General features: G+C 37.7%; 16 protein-coding genes. 5 read left to right on the forward strand and 11 right to left on the reverse strand.

Annotated elements, in window-relative coordinates; all coding sequences use genetic code 11:
* The coding region (locus IRT38_RS13995; RefSeq protein WP_194598040.1) for a TonB-dependent receptor plug domain-containing protein at window positions 1-961 on the reverse strand (961 nt) is incomplete at its 3' end.
* A 227-nt stretch (window positions 962-1,188) separates the two neighbouring features.
* A complete protein-coding gene (gene nfuA, locus IRT38_RS14000; protein ID WP_004956172.1) occupies window positions 1,189-1,827 on the reverse strand; it encodes a Fe-S biogenesis protein NfuA in 639 nt (212 codons plus the stop codon).
* Between the two features lie 153 nt (window positions 1,828-1,980).
* On the opposite strand from nfuA, the gene IRT38_RS14005 reads away from it, so the two are divergent.
* The 3 genes from IRT38_RS14005 (at window position 1,981) to IRT38_RS14015 (ending at window position 4,260) form a co-directional block, all read left to right on the forward strand.
* Entirely contained in the window at window positions 1,981-2,598 is a 618-nt protein-coding gene (locus IRT38_RS14005) for a rhomboid family intramembrane serine protease (protein ID WP_194598041.1), read from the forward strand.
* A gap of 164 nt (window positions 2,599-2,762) precedes the next feature.
* Window positions 2,763-2,927, forward strand: a complete 165-nt coding sequence (locus IRT38_RS14010) for a hypothetical protein (RefSeq protein ID WP_004912673.1) — start codon at window positions 2,763-2,765, stop codon at window positions 2,925-2,927.
* Between the two features lie 205 nt (window positions 2,928-3,132).
* A complete protein-coding gene (locus tag IRT38_RS14015; protein ID WP_194598042.1) occupies window positions 3,133-4,260 on the forward strand; it encodes a helix-turn-helix transcriptional regulator in 1,128 nt (375 codons plus the stop codon).
* A 5-nt stretch (window positions 4,261-4,265) separates the two neighbouring features.
* Here the strand turns inward: IRT38_RS14015 and epmA are convergent, their stop codons facing one another.
* Window positions 4,266-5,249 carry an EF-P lysine aminoacylase EpmA gene (gene epmA / locus IRT38_RS14020; RefSeq protein WP_194598043.1) on the reverse strand — a complete coding sequence of 328 codons (984 nt, stop codon included), beginning with the start codon at window positions 5,247-5,249 and terminating at the stop codon, window positions 4,266-4,268.
* Entirely contained in the window at window positions 5,246-6,313 is a 1,068-nt protein-coding gene (locus IRT38_RS14025; RefSeq protein WP_194598044.1) for a 4-phosphoerythronate dehydrogenase, read from the reverse strand. Before IRT38_RS14025 ends, epmA begins: the two co-directional genes overlap by 4 nt.
* Window positions 6,314-6,505: 192 nt before the next feature.
* On the opposite strand from IRT38_RS14025, the gene IRT38_RS14030 reads away from it, so the two are divergent.
* Entirely contained in the window at window positions 6,506-6,880 is a 375-nt protein-coding gene (locus IRT38_RS14030; protein WP_194598045.1) for a diacylglycerol kinase, read from the forward strand.
* 65 nt (window positions 6,881-6,945) lie between these two features.
* Here the strand turns inward: IRT38_RS14030 and IRT38_RS14035 are convergent, their stop codons facing one another.
* From IRT38_RS14035 to IRT38_RS14055, 5 genes are all read right to left on the reverse strand, one after another.
* Window positions 6,946-7,617: a hypothetical protein gene (locus IRT38_RS14035; RefSeq protein ID WP_227592173.1), complete on the reverse strand. Its 672-nt coding sequence runs from the start codon at window positions 7,615-7,617 to the stop codon at window positions 6,946-6,948.
* Between the two features lie 225 nt (window positions 7,618-7,842).
* The gene (groL, locus tag IRT38_RS14040) at window positions 7,843-9,477 is read right to left on the reverse strand and encodes a chaperonin GroEL (protein WP_004956155.1); all 1,635 of its coding nucleotides are present in this window, start codon (window positions 9,475-9,477) and stop codon (window positions 7,843-7,845) included.
* Window positions 9,478-9,534: 57 nt separating this feature from the next.
* Window positions 9,535-9,825, reverse strand: a complete 291-nt coding sequence (groES, locus tag IRT38_RS14045; RefSeq protein WP_194598047.1) for a co-chaperone GroES — start codon at window positions 9,823-9,825, stop codon at window positions 9,535-9,537.
* Window positions 9,826-9,999: 174 nt separating this feature from the next.
* Window positions 10,000-10,770, reverse strand: a complete 771-nt coding sequence (locus IRT38_RS14050; protein WP_005402232.1) for a metallophosphoesterase family protein — start codon at window positions 10,768-10,770, stop codon at window positions 10,000-10,002.
* Entirely contained in the window at window positions 10,751-11,689 is a 939-nt protein-coding gene (locus IRT38_RS14055) for a diacylglycerol/lipid kinase family protein (protein WP_194598048.1), read from the reverse strand. The genes IRT38_RS14050 and IRT38_RS14055 overlap by 20 nt, the downstream gene beginning before the upstream one ends.
* A gap of 395 nt (window positions 11,690-12,084) precedes the next feature.
* Here IRT38_RS14055 and IRT38_RS14060 point away from each other — a divergent pair, with 395 nt between their 5' ends.
* Window positions 12,085-13,914 (forward strand): phosphoenolpyruvate carboxykinase (GTP), encoded by a 1,830-nt coding sequence (locus IRT38_RS14060; protein ID WP_194598049.1) that lies wholly within the window; start codon window positions 12,085-12,087, stop codon window positions 13,912-13,914.
* Between the two features lie 85 nt (window positions 13,915-13,999).
* Here the strand turns inward: IRT38_RS14060 and glpD are convergent, their stop codons facing one another.
* Window positions 14,000-15,520, reverse strand: a complete 1,521-nt coding sequence (gene glpD / locus IRT38_RS14065; RefSeq protein WP_194598050.1) for a glycerol-3-phosphate dehydrogenase — start codon at window positions 15,518-15,520, stop codon at window positions 14,000-14,002.
* Window positions 15,521-15,774: 254 nt separating this feature from the next.
* Complete coding sequence (locus IRT38_RS14070; protein ID WP_004912731.1) at window positions 15,775-16,533, reverse strand: DeoR/GlpR family DNA-binding transcription regulator; 759 nt, start codon at window positions 16,531-16,533, stop codon at window positions 15,775-15,777.
* Window positions 16,534-16,553: the final 20 nt, after the last annotated feature.

Consider the following 16,553-nt stretch of genomic DNA (forward strand, 5'->3'; position numbering starts at 1 on the left):
CTTCCATATTGCGTGAAGGATTTTCATTTTCTTCACGCTGAATATATGAATGTGTTTCAACAGGACCAAGCTGACCTCGATGAGTTAAGCTGTATTCTGTTCGATAATAATCTGTAAGTGAATCTACTGGAGGATTTCGACCTGTTTGTACAGGAGAGATACTTTTTCCAACGGTTCCATTACGATTTTGAATTGAACGCTGATAGTCCAAATCAATCGTATGCTGATCATTCGGAGTCAGACTCAAAGCTGCACCACCTGCCCGAATTTTCTGCTCCTTATAACCTCCATATATCTCGTCTTCATCTCGCTGAGAATATAAGCCATTTGCTTTGAACGACAACAGATTTGCAATTAAAGGACCAGCGATATATGCATTGGTTTGATAAAGATGACCTGATTTTGAATTTTCTTGTAGTGTTGTATCTAGCTTAATAGAACCTGTCCATTGAGCTGTATTTTTTTTAGTAATAATATTAATTACACCGCCCATCGCATCCGAGCCATATAAACCAGACATTGGACCGCGAATCACCTCAATTCGTTCAATCGCGCCAATATTGGGCAACCAACCTTGCTCGATCCCAGAATTATCACTATTTGGTCTCACAGAGCGGGTATTCACTTTTTTACCATCGACCATAATCACGGTATAGGCACTTCCCATACCCCGTATACTAATATCACTAGAACTGCCTCCCCCCGTCACGATAACACCTGGAATATCTTTCAGTGCATCTGTGATATCTCGATAAGCTTTTTTATTAATTTCTTCTTGTGAAAGTACTGAGATCGAGGCTGCTGCTTTCTTTATGTCTTGTTCAAAACCACTCGCTGTCACCACGATAGTCTCTAATTGATTAAGCTCTTGTGTTTTAGTTTCTGCTGCATATGCAATGGAAAACATTCCGCTCATCACTGAAAGCGTGAGTAAAGATTTACGGGTTATTTTATTCAACATAGTTTTCACCTAAACGACACAAATCTTAAGATTTGCTTAAAAATTTATGTGAATTCTAACAAAAAACAAGTAAAACTAAATATAAATGATAATTATTATTATTTATATATTCACTAATATACATGATTTTATTGTTATGAAACAATATTAAAAACAAAATAAAGGTTCAAAAATTAAAAAAGAGCCTCATATAGGCTCTTTTTTATTCATAAATGCAATCCTTCAAATTACTTGAAATATGCACCTTCTGATTGAGTATGATCTGTTTGATCTACAACACGCTGTAATTCTGGAACATGCTGTTTTAAAGTGGTTTCAACACCTTGTTTCAAAGTCACATCAATCGCTGAACAACCTTGGCAACCACCGCCAAACTTCAATACGGCTGTTAAACCATGTTCTGGATCATTTTGTACTTCCACAAGGCTACAATTACCGCCATGACCTTCTAAACCTGGATTAATTTCAGATTGTAATACATAAGTAATACGCTCTTCGATTGATGCATCAGGCCCTACACGTGGAACTTTCGAGTTAGGTGCACGGAAAGTCAGCTGACCACCAAAACGATCTTTATTGTAATCAATGACTGCATCAACTAAATAAGGAATCGATGGTGCATCTACATATGCAGGAAAGTCTGGATAATCCTGTTTATAGTCCGTTGGTACCACTTCTTCAGGCGCGCTATAAGCCATACAACATTCAGCGCGTGGTGTTCCTGGATGCTCTACAAAAACTCGAACGCCAATTCCTGGAGTATTTTGTTTTGCTAATAGATCACGTAAATACTCTTGTGCAGAGGGAGTAATCAAAAGGTTTGGAATTTCTTCTGCGACAGCAGTGTTGGTGTTCTCAGTCGACATAACAATAATCCTCAAGCTGATGTCGTTATATTAACCGAAGATGGAGGGTAATAAAAAAAAATCAACCATTTTTGTAGGAATTATATGCAAGATGATTGTTTATTAACTTTTTAATGGCATTATTGCTTAGACACTGATCAATTTAATTCATTTATGCTACATCTACCCTTTGGTCACACTGTGACTCTGATCATTATTACCGTTGCGATTTCTTTATTAGCATTTAGCAATCAAACCGTGATGAACCGTTTGATTTTTTGGCCACCTGCGATGCAACGTGGGCAATTTGACCGTTTTATTACCCATGGTTTTGTACATGCAGATGGGACACATTTACTGTTCAATATGATTACCCTATTTTTCTTCGGTAATATCATTGAAAGCTTTTATCGTGAATTCTTCTACGATATGGGCTTTGTACTGTTTTATTTGGGTGGATTAATTTTTGCTATCTTGCCAAGTTATTTAAAACATAAGAATGATGTCCGTTGGGCGAGTCTGGGTGCTTCAGGAGCAGTCTCAGCCGTTTTATTTGCATATATTTTATTTCAACCGTGGAATTTAATTTTCGTATTCTTTATTCCAGTTCCTGCGATTATTTTTGCTATTTTATATGTGGCTTACAGTATTTGGTCTGGTAAACGTGGAAATACCAATATCAACCATAGTGCTCACTTATGGGGAGCAGCATACGGTCTCATTGTTACCGTTATCCTCGAACCTAAGGTTCTACCACATTTTTTCAGCCAACTCACAAAACTCCCCTTCTAAACTAAAATATTTACACTCAATCCCTTTTGTAAATAACAAAAGGGATTATTGACAATGTATGCCAAGATACAGAAATTGAATAAAAAAATGCGTCATTCATCTAGTAGAAAAATGAATTGCACATTAAAGTCTAAAATGAATAAACAAAACTTTGGGATGAAGTTATGAAGAAAGCATTATTGTGCCTAAGCGCATTGTTCTGTTTAGGTTTATCAGCGTGTGCTGTACATACACCTCATGGTAGCGTCGTTGTTGATCCAGATCGTACCTATGGTGGTGGCCATGGAGATTTCTGTCCTCCTGGACAGGCTAAAAAAGGTCGCTGCTAAGTTTAATTTTGTCTAAACTCACTTGTTGGGTTTAGACAATTTCCCCCTCCCGCAATCAAATGAAAATCATTACTAATTCAAAGACACATTTCATCGAATAATTGCCTAAAACTTCACACTTTTTTACTTCTAGCGATTTCATTTATTAAAATGCCATATAAAATATAAGGAAATCTATTCTCTTCATTTTGATAGGATTTCTTCAATGGATCTAATTCAACGTTGTGCAGTTAAAGAAATCTTGAATCAAGTTCAGAATGCGGATGACTGGGTTATTTTTTTAGAGCATCTCAATCATCATTTTGATGTCCAAGCATCTCAACTTTTAGCAGTTGATCTCGAAGTTCAAGCACTTTCATTTAGTATTCATCACGGTGTCAACCTTGACTCGCATCAACTTGAACAAGCAGCACTCAAGCAAATTCGTCTTGAAATTGACGATGATCCTCGTTTAAAAAAAATGTTATCTTCACCGATGAATGGTTGGATGCATTGCAAAGAGCATTTCCAAGAAGATGAGATCACCCAAACACAAGTTTATCAACAAGTATTAAAACCACTTGATCTAAGATTCTGTTCTGCCATCCAAGTTATTTTTGATCATAAGGTATGTGTCATTCTTTCATTTCTAACCAGTTATGATCGTGGTGCCTTAAGCTGTTCTGAGTTGAAGCCTGTTTATGAAATTTTGCCGATCTTGCAGCAAAAAATTCAGCAATATCGACATCATTTTGAATATTCCACAATGACCCTTTTAGGCTCCCAACTTATTCAAAAGATGAAGCAAGCTATTGCGATTATTAATTTTAACGGTGATATTTTAGAACTTAATGCTGAGGCTCAACAATTATTTGAAATAAATCCTCAAATTCAAATAAAACAGCGACGCTTTGTTTTTACTGGTGAGAATCAAACTATTTTCGACCAAAATCTAATCGAATTGGAGCGAAATTATAAAAATAATCCAGATCTAAGTTATGCCGAGCGAACAAAAATTATGATGTTGGATCACCAACTTTTCCTGAGCCTAGATTTACTCTCTCCTGAAAAAGCGCATAAGATTTTTGGTTTGCGACCAGTTTTGTTAGTAACATTCTCAGGCTTAAAACATAGACCCAAATATCAGAAAGAAATTTGCGCAAAACTATTTATGTTTACACCTGTAGAACACAGAATCTGTGAACAACTCCTAGATGGAAAAACGGTCAAAGAAATTGCTATGTCACAAGATATTCAATCAGATACTGTCAAAAAGCATTTACAGTCCATCTTTAAAAAGACCCAAACTCACCGTCAAAGTGAGTTGATCCAATTATTAATGCAATTTCTATAACAGCTCTAGGCAATTTCAGCAGGAAAAGCGATCACTTGATCAATTTTCATCTTATTCATTACAACCATAAGTAAACGATCAATACCCAATGCAATACCCGAGCATTCAGGCATATGAGGTAAAGCAGATAATAGATATTGATCAATAGGTATCACGGGTAAACCTTGTAAAGCACGTTCTTGATTATCGGCTTCAAATCGTGCTGCTAATACTTCTGCATCCAGAAGTTCGTCATAGGCATTAGCAAGCTCTAAGCCTTCAATATAGACCTCAAAACGAGCTGCAACCCATTCCCCATCTTCATCTTGTTTTACTTTTGCTAATGATGCCATCTCAGGTGGAAAATCTGTCAAAAATACAGGTTTGTCAAAGCCCAAACTTGGCTCTACAAAATGAGAAAATAATAGGTCCATGTAAGCCAAACGATCATCACCCAAATCAAGATTCAGACCGACACGATGTGCGGTGTCCTTAAGCTGTTTTAAGCTGGCTTGTAATGGGTTGATATCTAAACGATCTTGAAAAGCATGCTTATAACTCAAAATAATAGGACGAATTTCACCAAAACGATGTGCTAAACAGGTTTCCAATAGATCCGCTGTCTCATGCATTAAGGCTTTCAAATCCATAGCAGGTCGATACCATTCCAACATGGTGAATTCGCTATTGTGTTTACGCCCATGCTCATCATCACGAAAGACTTTACAAATTTGAAAGATTGGGCCACTACCACTCGCCAACAATCGCTTCATCGGGAACTCAGGCGAAGTCTGTAAATATTGAGTATTTAATTTTCCATGAATATGACGCTGTACTTGTACTGACGCCAAATGCACATCTGTGACCCCTGCTTGAGACAAAACTGGGGTTTCAACTTCTAAAACATTTCGTTCAGCAAAAAACTGACGAATTTTATTGTACATCTCTGCACGGGCTTTTATTGCCTCAAGCGAACAAGTCGGTTGATAAGATTTCATAGTCTGGCTCATGCTTTTGGTCCACCGTGTGCTGCCCATTCACGGCGTAATGGATAATTCTTTCGGAGCAAATCAAACGCTTTTTGTTCAACTTTTCCATCCATGACACAAGCTCTTAATTTTTGATCATCTTCAGCAATATTATAAATTTGGCTAAGATGCTGCTTGAGTACTTCTTTCAAATCTTGTTGTTCAAAGAATTGCTCAACATGCGGTAATTGGGTTTCGAACTGTTTAGATATTGGATAATCAAATTTATGACAAAATGCCTCATAAATCATCTGTGTACCACGAGCCTTACCTTCAAGACTATAACCCGCAATATGCGGTGTTGCTAAAGCCAACATATCTAGTAACTGTTGCGAAATTTCAGGTTCAAACTCAAATACATCTAATACAACTTTTCGATTGTTCCTTTGGATATCTGTCATTAAAGCTGCTTCTTGAATCACTGGACCACGCGCGCTATTAATCAGTATCGCGGATTCTTTCATTTGAGCAAACGTTGCTTCATTAAATAAATGTTGTGTTGGATGATCACCAGTTGACGTTAACGGTACATGAATGGATATGGCATCGGCACGTGCTAGTAACGCATCAAACGATACATTTTCAATACCATCTAGCTGTACAAAAGGATCGTAACCAATCACTGTCCAACCTAATAATTGGGCCATTTTTGCAAGTCGACGACCAACATTACCTAAGCCAACAATCGCTAAAGTAAATTCATGATTTCTTTCTAATAATTTAATGTCTAGGTGCAGCAACGCAGTAATCACATATTCTGCGACTGCTTGAGCATTGCAACCCGCTGCGTTCGTCCACGTGATGTTTTGTTGTTCTAGCGCTTGAATATCGAGATGATCTGTTCCAATCGTTGCACTACCGACAAACTGAATTGTAGTCTGGTCAATTAGGGCATGATTAACTTTAGTAACCGATCTAACCAATAAAGCATCAGCATTTTGAACATCTGCATGAGTCAATGTTCGCCCCGCTCGATGTTGTATTTCTGCAAATTCCGCAAAGAAATAATCGGTAAAAGCCAAATTTTCATCTGCGATAATTTTCATGCAGGATATTCCATCTGTTGAACTAGGCTTATTATCCTTAGCATCAGTCAAATTGACAAATTAAATCTCAACGTTTCCAATAAAATGGCGAGAAACATTACAACTTTGCAGAGATCATGCGACTTATTGCCAATCCTCAGAAGCAGTTTTACTTTTATAATGGTGACATATTTTATCTCTTAAAGTTCTGTTATGACGCCTTACTCCCCCTACAAAGGCAAAAATGGTATCAAGCGTATTTTGAATGCAACGGGTTATTCTCTCGCTGGGTTTAAAGCCGCATTCAGCCATGAAGCCGCTTTTAGACAAATTTTATTACTCAATCTTGTTTTAATTCCAACTAGCTTTTTTGTTCATTTTTCTGCCCTTGAACAAGCATTGATGGTCGCTGTTTGCTTACTTGCTATTATTGTAGAGTTGTTTAATTCTGCAATTGAAGCTGTGGTTGATCGAATATCGTTGGAGAAACATCAACTTTCAAAAAATGCCAAAGATATGGGCAGTGCTGCTCAATTTGTATCTCTTGGAATCATTTTTTCAACATCGATGATTATCCTGTTAAAGTGATTTGTAAATAAGAAATGCTTTTGCATTTCTTATTTTTTCAATACTCATAGTCATTTGATTCTAAATTAAAATCCGAATCCTAGACCAACGACAGGACCTTTTTGTACGGTATCCCATTTAAAGTTACCATCAGGATAGTCTTGTGATACGTATCGATAACCCACTCTAAAATTTACTGGGGTTGAAAATACAGCTTTACGGTATCCCAAATAAGCCTGAGCGATTTGTGTTTGTTCGGTACCGTGAGTGTATTGCGCTGCTAAATTCCACGGAGAAGTAGAGTTGTAACGTATCCGCGCCCCACCAAAATATTCAAACCAGTGTTTTTCAACAGCAACACCTTTGCCCAAAGCATCTAAGGTTCCCTCTAGATCTGTATAATTCACACCTAGAGTGGGTTCAATGATCCAGCCTGTACCATCAGAAAATTGTTCAAATGCGCGATAATAAATTCCTGCATTACTTAAGTTTACAGTGGTCGATAATGCAATTGGGTAATTATAAACTTGCTTTTCTTCTTCAGTCTTTACATATTGAATATCAGTATAAATCCCCCACTTCCCTTTGGTTACTTCCAGATGTCCCATCAAAGCTTGATCAAGCGCCTCTAGGGTATCTTTAAAAGGTTGATCTAACTGATAGTTAATCCCTTGATAACCTATTATTCCATTTATGTCCGCCGCAAAACCATAAATATTCAAAAAAACCTTAGTCTCACCTTGGAATGAATCTTTTATCGTATCCGCGTAGGCTTACGAGCTTAAAGCCATACACCCAAGAATTAATAATGATAACCGAACCATTTTCTACTCCTAAAACCGTTTAATTATTTAAAATTTACTTATCAAGTTATTTATTTAAGTCAGATCATTAATAACGTTTTGATTGTGATTTTTCTATACTTCAAACGTAAAAAATCCCTGCCAAGGCAGGGATTTTTTTAAATATGAGCGACAATGTGATTACATCATTCCGCCCATACCACCCATTCCGCCCATATCTGGAGCAGCTGGTTTATCTTCTGGGATATCAGTGATCATACATTCTGTAGTCAACATTAAACCAGCAACTGAAGCAGCATGTTCTAATGCAGAACGAGTTACTTTAGCTGGGTCAAGGATACCCATTTCTAACATATCACCGTATTCACCAGTTGCAGCGTTGTAGCCAAAGTTACCTTCACCTGCTTTCACTGCGTTAATTACAACTGATGGCTCATCACCAGCATTTGAAACGATTTGACGAAGTGGAGCTTCGATTGCACGACGCAAAATATTAATACCTGCTGTTTGATCTTCGTTAGCGCCTTTTAGACCTTCTAACACATTAACAGCACGTACTAGAGCAACACCACCACCAGCAACAACACCTTCTTCAACTGCAGCACGAGTTGCGTGAAGTGCGTCGTCTACGCGGTCTTTCTTCTCTTTCATTTCAACTTCAGTTGCAGCACCGATTTTAATCACTGCAACACCGCCTGCTAATTTAGCAACACGTTCTTGAAGTTTTTCTTTGTCATATTCAGACGTAGATTCTTCGATCTGCGCACGGATTTGTTGAACACGTTCAGCGATTTGTTCAGCATTACCAGCACCATCAACAATCACTGTGTTTTCTTTAGACACTGTGATTTTATGAGCAGTACCTAAATCTTGAAGAGAAGCTTGTTCTAAAGACATGCCTACTTCTTCAGAGATTACAGTTGCGCCAGTCAAGATTGCGATATCTTGAAGCATCGCTTTACGACGATCACCAAAACCAGGTGCTTTAACTGCACATACTTTGATAATACCGCGCATGTTGTTGACAACAAGAGTTGCAAGCGCTTCGCCTTCAACATCTTCCGCGATGATAAGAAGAGGTTTACCAGTTTTAGCAACTGCTTCTAAAACAGAAATCAATTCACGGATGTTGCTGATTTTTTTATCAACAAGAAGAATGAATGGATTTTCAAGTTCAGCAGTTAAAGTATCTTGTTTGTTTGCGAAGTATGGAGAGATATAACCACGGTCGAACTGCATACCTTCTACAACATCTAATGCATCTTCGAAGCCAGAACCTTCTTCTACAGTGATAACGCCTTCTTTACCTACTTTTTCCATCGCTTGGGCGATAAGCTTACCAACAGTAGTATCAGAGTTTGCAGAGATCGAACCGACTTGTTCAATTGCTTTGAAATCATCAGCAGGCTTTGCATTTGCACGGATGTTCTCAACAACAGTTTTAACTGCAATATCAATACCGCGTTTTAAGTCCATTGGGTTCATACCAGCAGTTACTGATTTGATCCCTTCATTTAAGATTGCTTGAGCAAGTACAGTTGCAGTCGTTGTACCATCACCCGCGATGTCATTTGTTTTTGAAGAAACTTCACGAACAAGTTGAGCACCCATGTTTTCAAACTTGTCTTTTAAAGAAATTTCTTTAGCAACAGTTACACCATCTTTAGTGATGTGAGGTGCACCGAAAGAACGATCGATTACAACGTTACGACCTTTAGGACCTAAAGTGACTTTAACCGCATCTGCAAGTACGTTTACACCTGCAATCATTTTTGAGCGAGCTGAATCACCAAATTTTACGTCTTTAGCTGACATGTTAAACTCCGAATCTTTAAATACTTTATCTGATAATAAATGTGAGTTATGTGTCGATTAGCCTTCAAGCACAGCTAAGATATCTGACTCTTTCATAATCAAGAGTTCTTCACCGTTTACTTTTACAGTTGTACCTGCATAAGTACCGAATAATACTTTGTCTCCAACTTTAACATCCAAAGCACGCAGACCATTGTCAGTGATTTGACCATTACCTACTGCGATCACTTCACCTTGAGAAGGTTTTTCAGCAGCAGAACCTGGAAGTAAAATACCACCAGCAGTCTTGGTTTCTTCTTCTACGCGACGAATCACAACACGATCATGTAACGGACGAATGTTGCTCATAGTTAACTCCATCAGACTTAGTCTTTTTTGATTAATTTGCATTGCTAATCAGTAGCAATGAACAAAAAATTTGATATGCCACATTTGTGGGGTTAAAAAAAAAGGCTTCAAGGGTAAAAATAAAAAAATTTATACTTTTTTGATGATTTTTTAATCCAACAAAAAAAGATTGACTCATAAATCGACACTATTTGATTTTAAAAATTTTTTTTCATTTTCATCAAACCAATAATGTTCGATTTTGCCATTTGCTGAAATTATATTAAAACTGTTAGACAAGCCAAAACGCAATCGATTAGAAATAGCTGTTCCAGCATGAATGTCATAAATTGAATGATCAAATCCCAAATTAAACACCTGATTCAAATCATGAATAGCGACTTTATGCAAATGTCCATGTAACAGTCCCCAAAGTCCTGTCTTACCCCATTGTTCAAGCGCTATCTTCGCCAGTACAGGACAATCTTTATCCCCATGATCATGAGGAAATGTATAAAAAGGTTGATGAAACACAACGAGCTTGGTTTTATTATTCGGAGCATTTCTTAGCTTTTCAGCTACTTCATGTATTTGTTCTAGTGATACATGACCGCGTGTATGATAGCGGCGACGTATGCTATTCACCCCAACAATATAGAAATTCGATGTTTCTAGTGTCGTTTCTAATCGACCAAAAAATGCCTGATAACGAACAAATGGTGAAAAAAAGCGATTCCATACGTGAAACAAGGGAATATCATGGTTACCTGGAACAACCAAATAAGGCAAATCTAAGGAATCGAGAAATTGTCGACAATCAAAAAACTGTTTCAATCTCGCTCTTTGCGTCAAATCTCCACTGACAATCACAGCTTCTGGGCGGTGTAATTCACAAAAATCACGAATTGCCTGAATACAAACTTCACGCTCAGTTCCAAAATGTAAGTCAGACAGGTGTAATAACATGTGGAACCATCACTTTTAATGCTGATTTTTTTACTGCGAAATTTAAAGGAGTTTCCAACTCGACAATTTCACCATCGAGTGCAACCGTTAATTTTTTCTTTTTAGATTCAACCTGAATATGTTCTGCGCAAAATGAATAAACATCAGATGCTTGATCAATTTTTCCTTGAACAAACTGAAATAACATTCTTAATAAACTCAATCGATCATTTTTAGCCACCAAAACACCAGCCAGTTTTCCATTTGCAGCACATTCTGCAATTCTTAATTTCATATCACAAAGTTGCAATTGATTATTTCCAAAAAAAATCAAAGGTGTTTTAACTGGATATTTTTTTTCATCAATACTAATCGATAATTTCAAAGATTGATGCTCACGCAATAAAACATCTAAAGCGGATGTATAAGCATGTAAGGGGAAGCGACCAAAAAGTCGATTGAATGTTTCTCTTTTTTTTATAAACAATGGGTATAAACCTAAACTTGCATTATTTAAATAGATCTGATCATTTAAAGTTGCAATATGCACTTCTCGATAAGTACCTGTCGCGATCACTTCGGCAGCTTTAAAAATATCAATTGGAATTTCTAAAACACGAGCAACATAATTAAATGTTCCTAAAGGAATAATTCCCATAGGAATATCAGTGTGCATTAATTTTTTTGCAACAGCATTCAGAGTACCATCTCCCCCAGCAGCCACAATAACACCAATTTTTTCTGATTGCTGATGTCGTTGTAATACTGTTTCCATCATCGCATCAAAATCATTTCTCGCATTTAGCTCAAATACCTGAATCTCAAAACCATATCGAGTCCAAAATGTCATCAAACGCTCGTACACTTCATCTTGTTGAGCTGCATGAAATCCAGACTTTTGATTATAAATAATAGATAAGGGCTGTAACTCTTGATTCATATACTGCAGCCTTGACGACGATATCCAATATATTTGTTTATAAAAACAACAATTAAAAGCTAGTTTATGTAAAATTCGGATGATGATTATTCAATTTATCAATAATAATTCTCAAGAAAAGTTAAAAATCATAAACTATTGTTTTTAATAAGTATTTATAATAAAAATAACACACATAAAAAAATCACATGCGAACAAAAATCATAACCAAAAACATCAAAAACAATAACTTATGAAAAAATATACATTCTTTCACTAATCGGGAATATGATCCGATAGTCTTATTTTTTTTACGATTTTGTGCTTTAATACAGCCACTTTTTTTACTTCATCTATTTTCATTGTCACCCAATGAATAGAACTGTACGTCGTACACACTTTAAAAAGGCATCACCATGACCCAAGTGAACGCACCAGAATTCGTTCGTCACCCTAAGCTTATTGCATGGGTGGAAGAAATTGCAAAACTAACCAAACCAGCAAAAATCGAATGGTGTGACGGAAGCGAAGAAGAATATCAACGTCTGATCGACTTGATGATCGCTAACGGCACCATGCAAAAACTTAACCAAGAAAAACATCCTGGTTCTTACCTTGCAAATTCCGACCCTTCTGACGTTGCTCGTGTTGAAGATCGCACTTATATCTGCTCTCAAAACCAAGAAGATGCTGGTGCAACGAATAACTGGGTTGCTCCTGCAGAAATGCGCGAAAAGTTAAATGGTTTATTTGATGGCTCAATGGAAGGCCGTACCATGTATGTGGTTCCTTTCTCTATGGGTCCATTAGGTAGCCACATTGCACATATCGGTATCGAATTAACAGATTCACCTTACGTTGCTGTTAGCATGACTAAAATGGCGCGTATGGGTAAAGCAGTTTATGACGTGTTAGGTACAGATGGTGAATTCATCCCATGTGTACACACAGTAGCTGCTCCACTTAAAGAAGGTCAAAAAGATGTTGCTTGGCCTTGTAACAGTGAAAAATATATCGTGCATTACCCAGAAACTCGTGAAATCTGGTCTTACGGTTCTGGTTATGGTGGTAACGCTTTACTTGGTAAAAAATGTTTAGCTTTACGTATTGCATCTGCAATGGGTCGTGAACAAGGCTGGTTAGCTGAGCACATGCTTATTTTGGGCGTAACAAATCCTCAAGGTGAAAAACACTACATCGCAGCAGCATTCCCTTCTGCTTGTGGTAAAACTAACTTTGCAATGTTAATTCCACCAGCGGGTTATGAAGGTTGGAAGATTGAGACTGTAGGTGACGATATTGCTTGGATTAAACCAGGTGAAGATGGTCGTTTATATGCAATCAACCCAGAAGCTGGTTTCTTCGGTGTTGCTCCTGGTACAAATACCAAAACCAACCCGAACTGTATGGCAACTTTAACTAAAGATGTAATCTATACCAACGTTGCTGTTACTGAAGACGGTGAAGTTTGGTGGGAAGGTCTTTCTAAAGAAGTTCCAGCAAACTTAACCAACTGGAAAGGTCAACCTCACGTTGCTGGTGAAAAAGCTGCACATCCAAATGCACGTTTCACAGTTTCAGCAGGTCAATGCCCTTCTATCGACGCTGACTGGGAAAATCCAGCAGGCGTACCAATCTCTGCATTTATCTTCGGTGGTCGTCGTGCAGACACAGTGCCTTTAGTTTCTGAAGCATTTGACTGGGTTGATGGCGTGTATAAAGCTGCAACTATGGGCTCTGAAACAACTGCTGCTGCTGTTGGTCAACAAGGTATTGTTCGTCGTGATCCATTTGCGATGCTTCCTTTCGCAGGTTATAACATGGCTGATTACTTCGGTCACTGGTTACAACTTGGTCAAGAAGTAGGTGCTAAAGCAGAAGCTGCTGGCAATAAATTACCAAAAATCTTCAACGTAAACTGGTTCCGTCGTGATGCTGAAGGCAACTTCGTATGGCCTGGTTTCGGTCAAAACATGCGTGTTCTCGAGTGGATCATTGATCGTTGTGAAGGTCGTGCTGAAGCAACTGAAACTCCTATTGGTTACGTTCCAACTTATGAACAATTGAACTGGACAGGTATCGACTTCTCTAAAGAGCAATTCGAAACTGTTACAGCACAAGACAAAGACCAATGGATCAAAGAGCTTGAAAGCCACACTGAGTTATTTACTAAACTTGGTGATCGTTTACCACAAGCACTTAAAGATCGTCAAAATGAATTATTAGCAGCTGTTAAATCTGCTTAATTACCTTAGCTCCCTCCTTTTAATAAAGAGGGATCAAGGGATAATAAAAAAGATCGCTTCAGCGATCTTTTTTATATTAGTCTATTTAAGCGGCTACAATATGATTCGGCTTATTTGATAAATAGGCATCTAAGCGATCAATTTCATTTTGCGCAAAAACCAATCCTAATTTAGAACGTCTCCAAAGAATATCTTCGCTAGTTGTTACCCATTCAAATCGACATAAGTAATCCACTTCTTTAGCAAATAATCCATGTCCAAAACTCAGTCCAAGCTGATCAATTGAAACAGCATCGCCCAAGATATTCCAAATACGCGAACCATAAGAAGTCGCCCAACGTTTTGCTAAGCTCTCAGAAACATCTGTAATTTGTGCACGAATCTCATTCACTAATTGTTCAGCAGATGCCATATTTTCGCCACCAGGTAAAGCCTCAGTTGCAGTCCAACTCCCCTTCATTTCAGGGAAGAATGCTTTTAACTGCTGCATAGCCGACTCAGCCAATTTCCGATAAGTCGTTAACTTTCCACCAAAAACAGAAAGTAATGGTGCCTGATCATGAGTTTCTTGAGATAAAGCTAAGGTATAGTCTCGTGTAATGGCTGAAGGATTATCGGACTCATCATCACATAATGGTCTAACCCCAGCAAATGTCCAAATAATATCAGCTTGAGTAAGCTGTTTTTTGAAATGTGCATTACTCACTTCAAGCAAATAATCTGTTTCTGCTTGCGTAATTTGTACTTTTGATGGATCACCCTGATATTCACGATCAGTCGTACCAATCATTGTATATTGATCTAAATACGGAATCGCAAACACAATACGGCGGTCATCATTTTGCATAATAAATGCTTTGTCACCTTCATACAGTTTCGGCACAACAATATGACTACCTTGAATCAAACGAATGCCATAAGGTGATTTGAGCTCTAAATCTTGTTTGATAAACTGTGCAACCCAAGGGCCTGCAGCATTAACTAAAGCTTTAGCTTTAATTTTAAATGAACCTTGTGCATTCTCTAGTTCTACAACCCAATAACCCTCTACACGTTGAGCTGATAAACAAAGTGTGCGAGTAACAACATCTGCTCCTTTTTCACGTGCATGCATAGCATTTAACACAACCAGACGTGAATCATCAACCGCACAATCAGAATATTCAAAACCGCGAGTAATTGCTGAATTTAGTGGGCTATCATCTTTAAAATAGACATTATTTGATCCCAATAATTTCTCACGTTTACCTAAATGGTCGTAAAAAAATAGGCCTGTTCGAATCAGCCATGCTGGACGTAGATGTGGGCGATGCGGCATGATAAATCGCATTGGACGAATGATATGCGGCGCTTTAGCCAATAACACTTCACGCTCAGCCAATGCCTCACGGACGAGACGGAATTCTTTATGTTCGAGGTAGCGCAATCCACCATGAATGAGCTTGCTACTTGCAGATGATGTATGGCTTGCTAAATCATCTTTTTCGCATAAGAACACAGACAAACCACGTCCTGCTGCATCTGCAGCGATACCTACACCATTGATACCACCACCAATCACAGCGATATCATAAATTTTGTCTTTTAACAGAGGAGAAGTTTGCATATGTCACCGCAAATTTTCATTATTGTTCAATAATGAAAATTAAAACACATCAAATGAAAATAAACAATAAAAAATAGACATAAAAATGCCAATCAGCAGTCATTTAAAGATAAATGGTAAATTTATAAATCACAGGAAAAATGCTGAAGTATTAAACAAAAAAGATTTTTTGAAAGTTTTTAGACTAAATAATAGAAATATTGAGCTAAATCAATTAGCTCAAATAGTACATCGCAATGTTCGAAAATGAATACTTATTTTGCGACAATCAAACCAACATCCAATTCACGGATTGTCTTCATGTATTCTTCATTAGGCTGCTGATCTGTAAATATACAATCAACTTGTTTGAGTGATCCCAATCGGATCATGGCATTACGACCAAATTTACTACTGTCGGCTGCTAAAAACACTTGCCTAGCACTAGATAAAATTTCTTGAGAAACACACACTTCTTGAAAATCAAAATCAAGAAGCGTTCCATCTTCTTCAATACCACTGATACCAATCAACGCATAATCAGCTTTAAATTGTTTAAAAAAATCAGCCGTAGCTTGACCAATAACCCCACCATCAGGACGAACACGACCACTCGCAATTAAGACCTCAAAGTCTTCCTTATTACTCAAAATCTTAGCCACATTAAGATTATTAGTAATGATTTTTAAACCAGTATGATTTAAAAGTGCATGAGCGATTGCTTCAGTTGTTGTACCAATATTAATAAATAAAGATGCATGGTCTGGAACAGCCGCTGCTACAGCAGCCGCAATCGTTCTTTTTTCTTCAAGCATGTAGCCAACACGAGTCGTGTATTCCGTGTTTTCCACCGTTGAATCATGTGCCGCTCCGCCATGATAGCGACGCAGCAAACCTTCATCAGCAAGGTGGTTGATATCACGACGAATCGTTTGAGGTGTTACATCAAAATATTGAGCAAGCTCTTCAATACTTATATAGCCACGTTCTCTCACTAATTCGAGGGTTTTTTGTTGGCGTAGTATCAAGCTCATGCTCATATATCCTGTGTTGT

Origin of the sequence: Acinetobacter sp. SK-43 (genome assembly GCF_015351505.1) — a bacterium.
Taxonomy (GTDB): domain Bacteria; phylum Pseudomonadota; class Gammaproteobacteria; order Pseudomonadales; family Moraxellaceae; genus Acinetobacter; species Acinetobacter junii.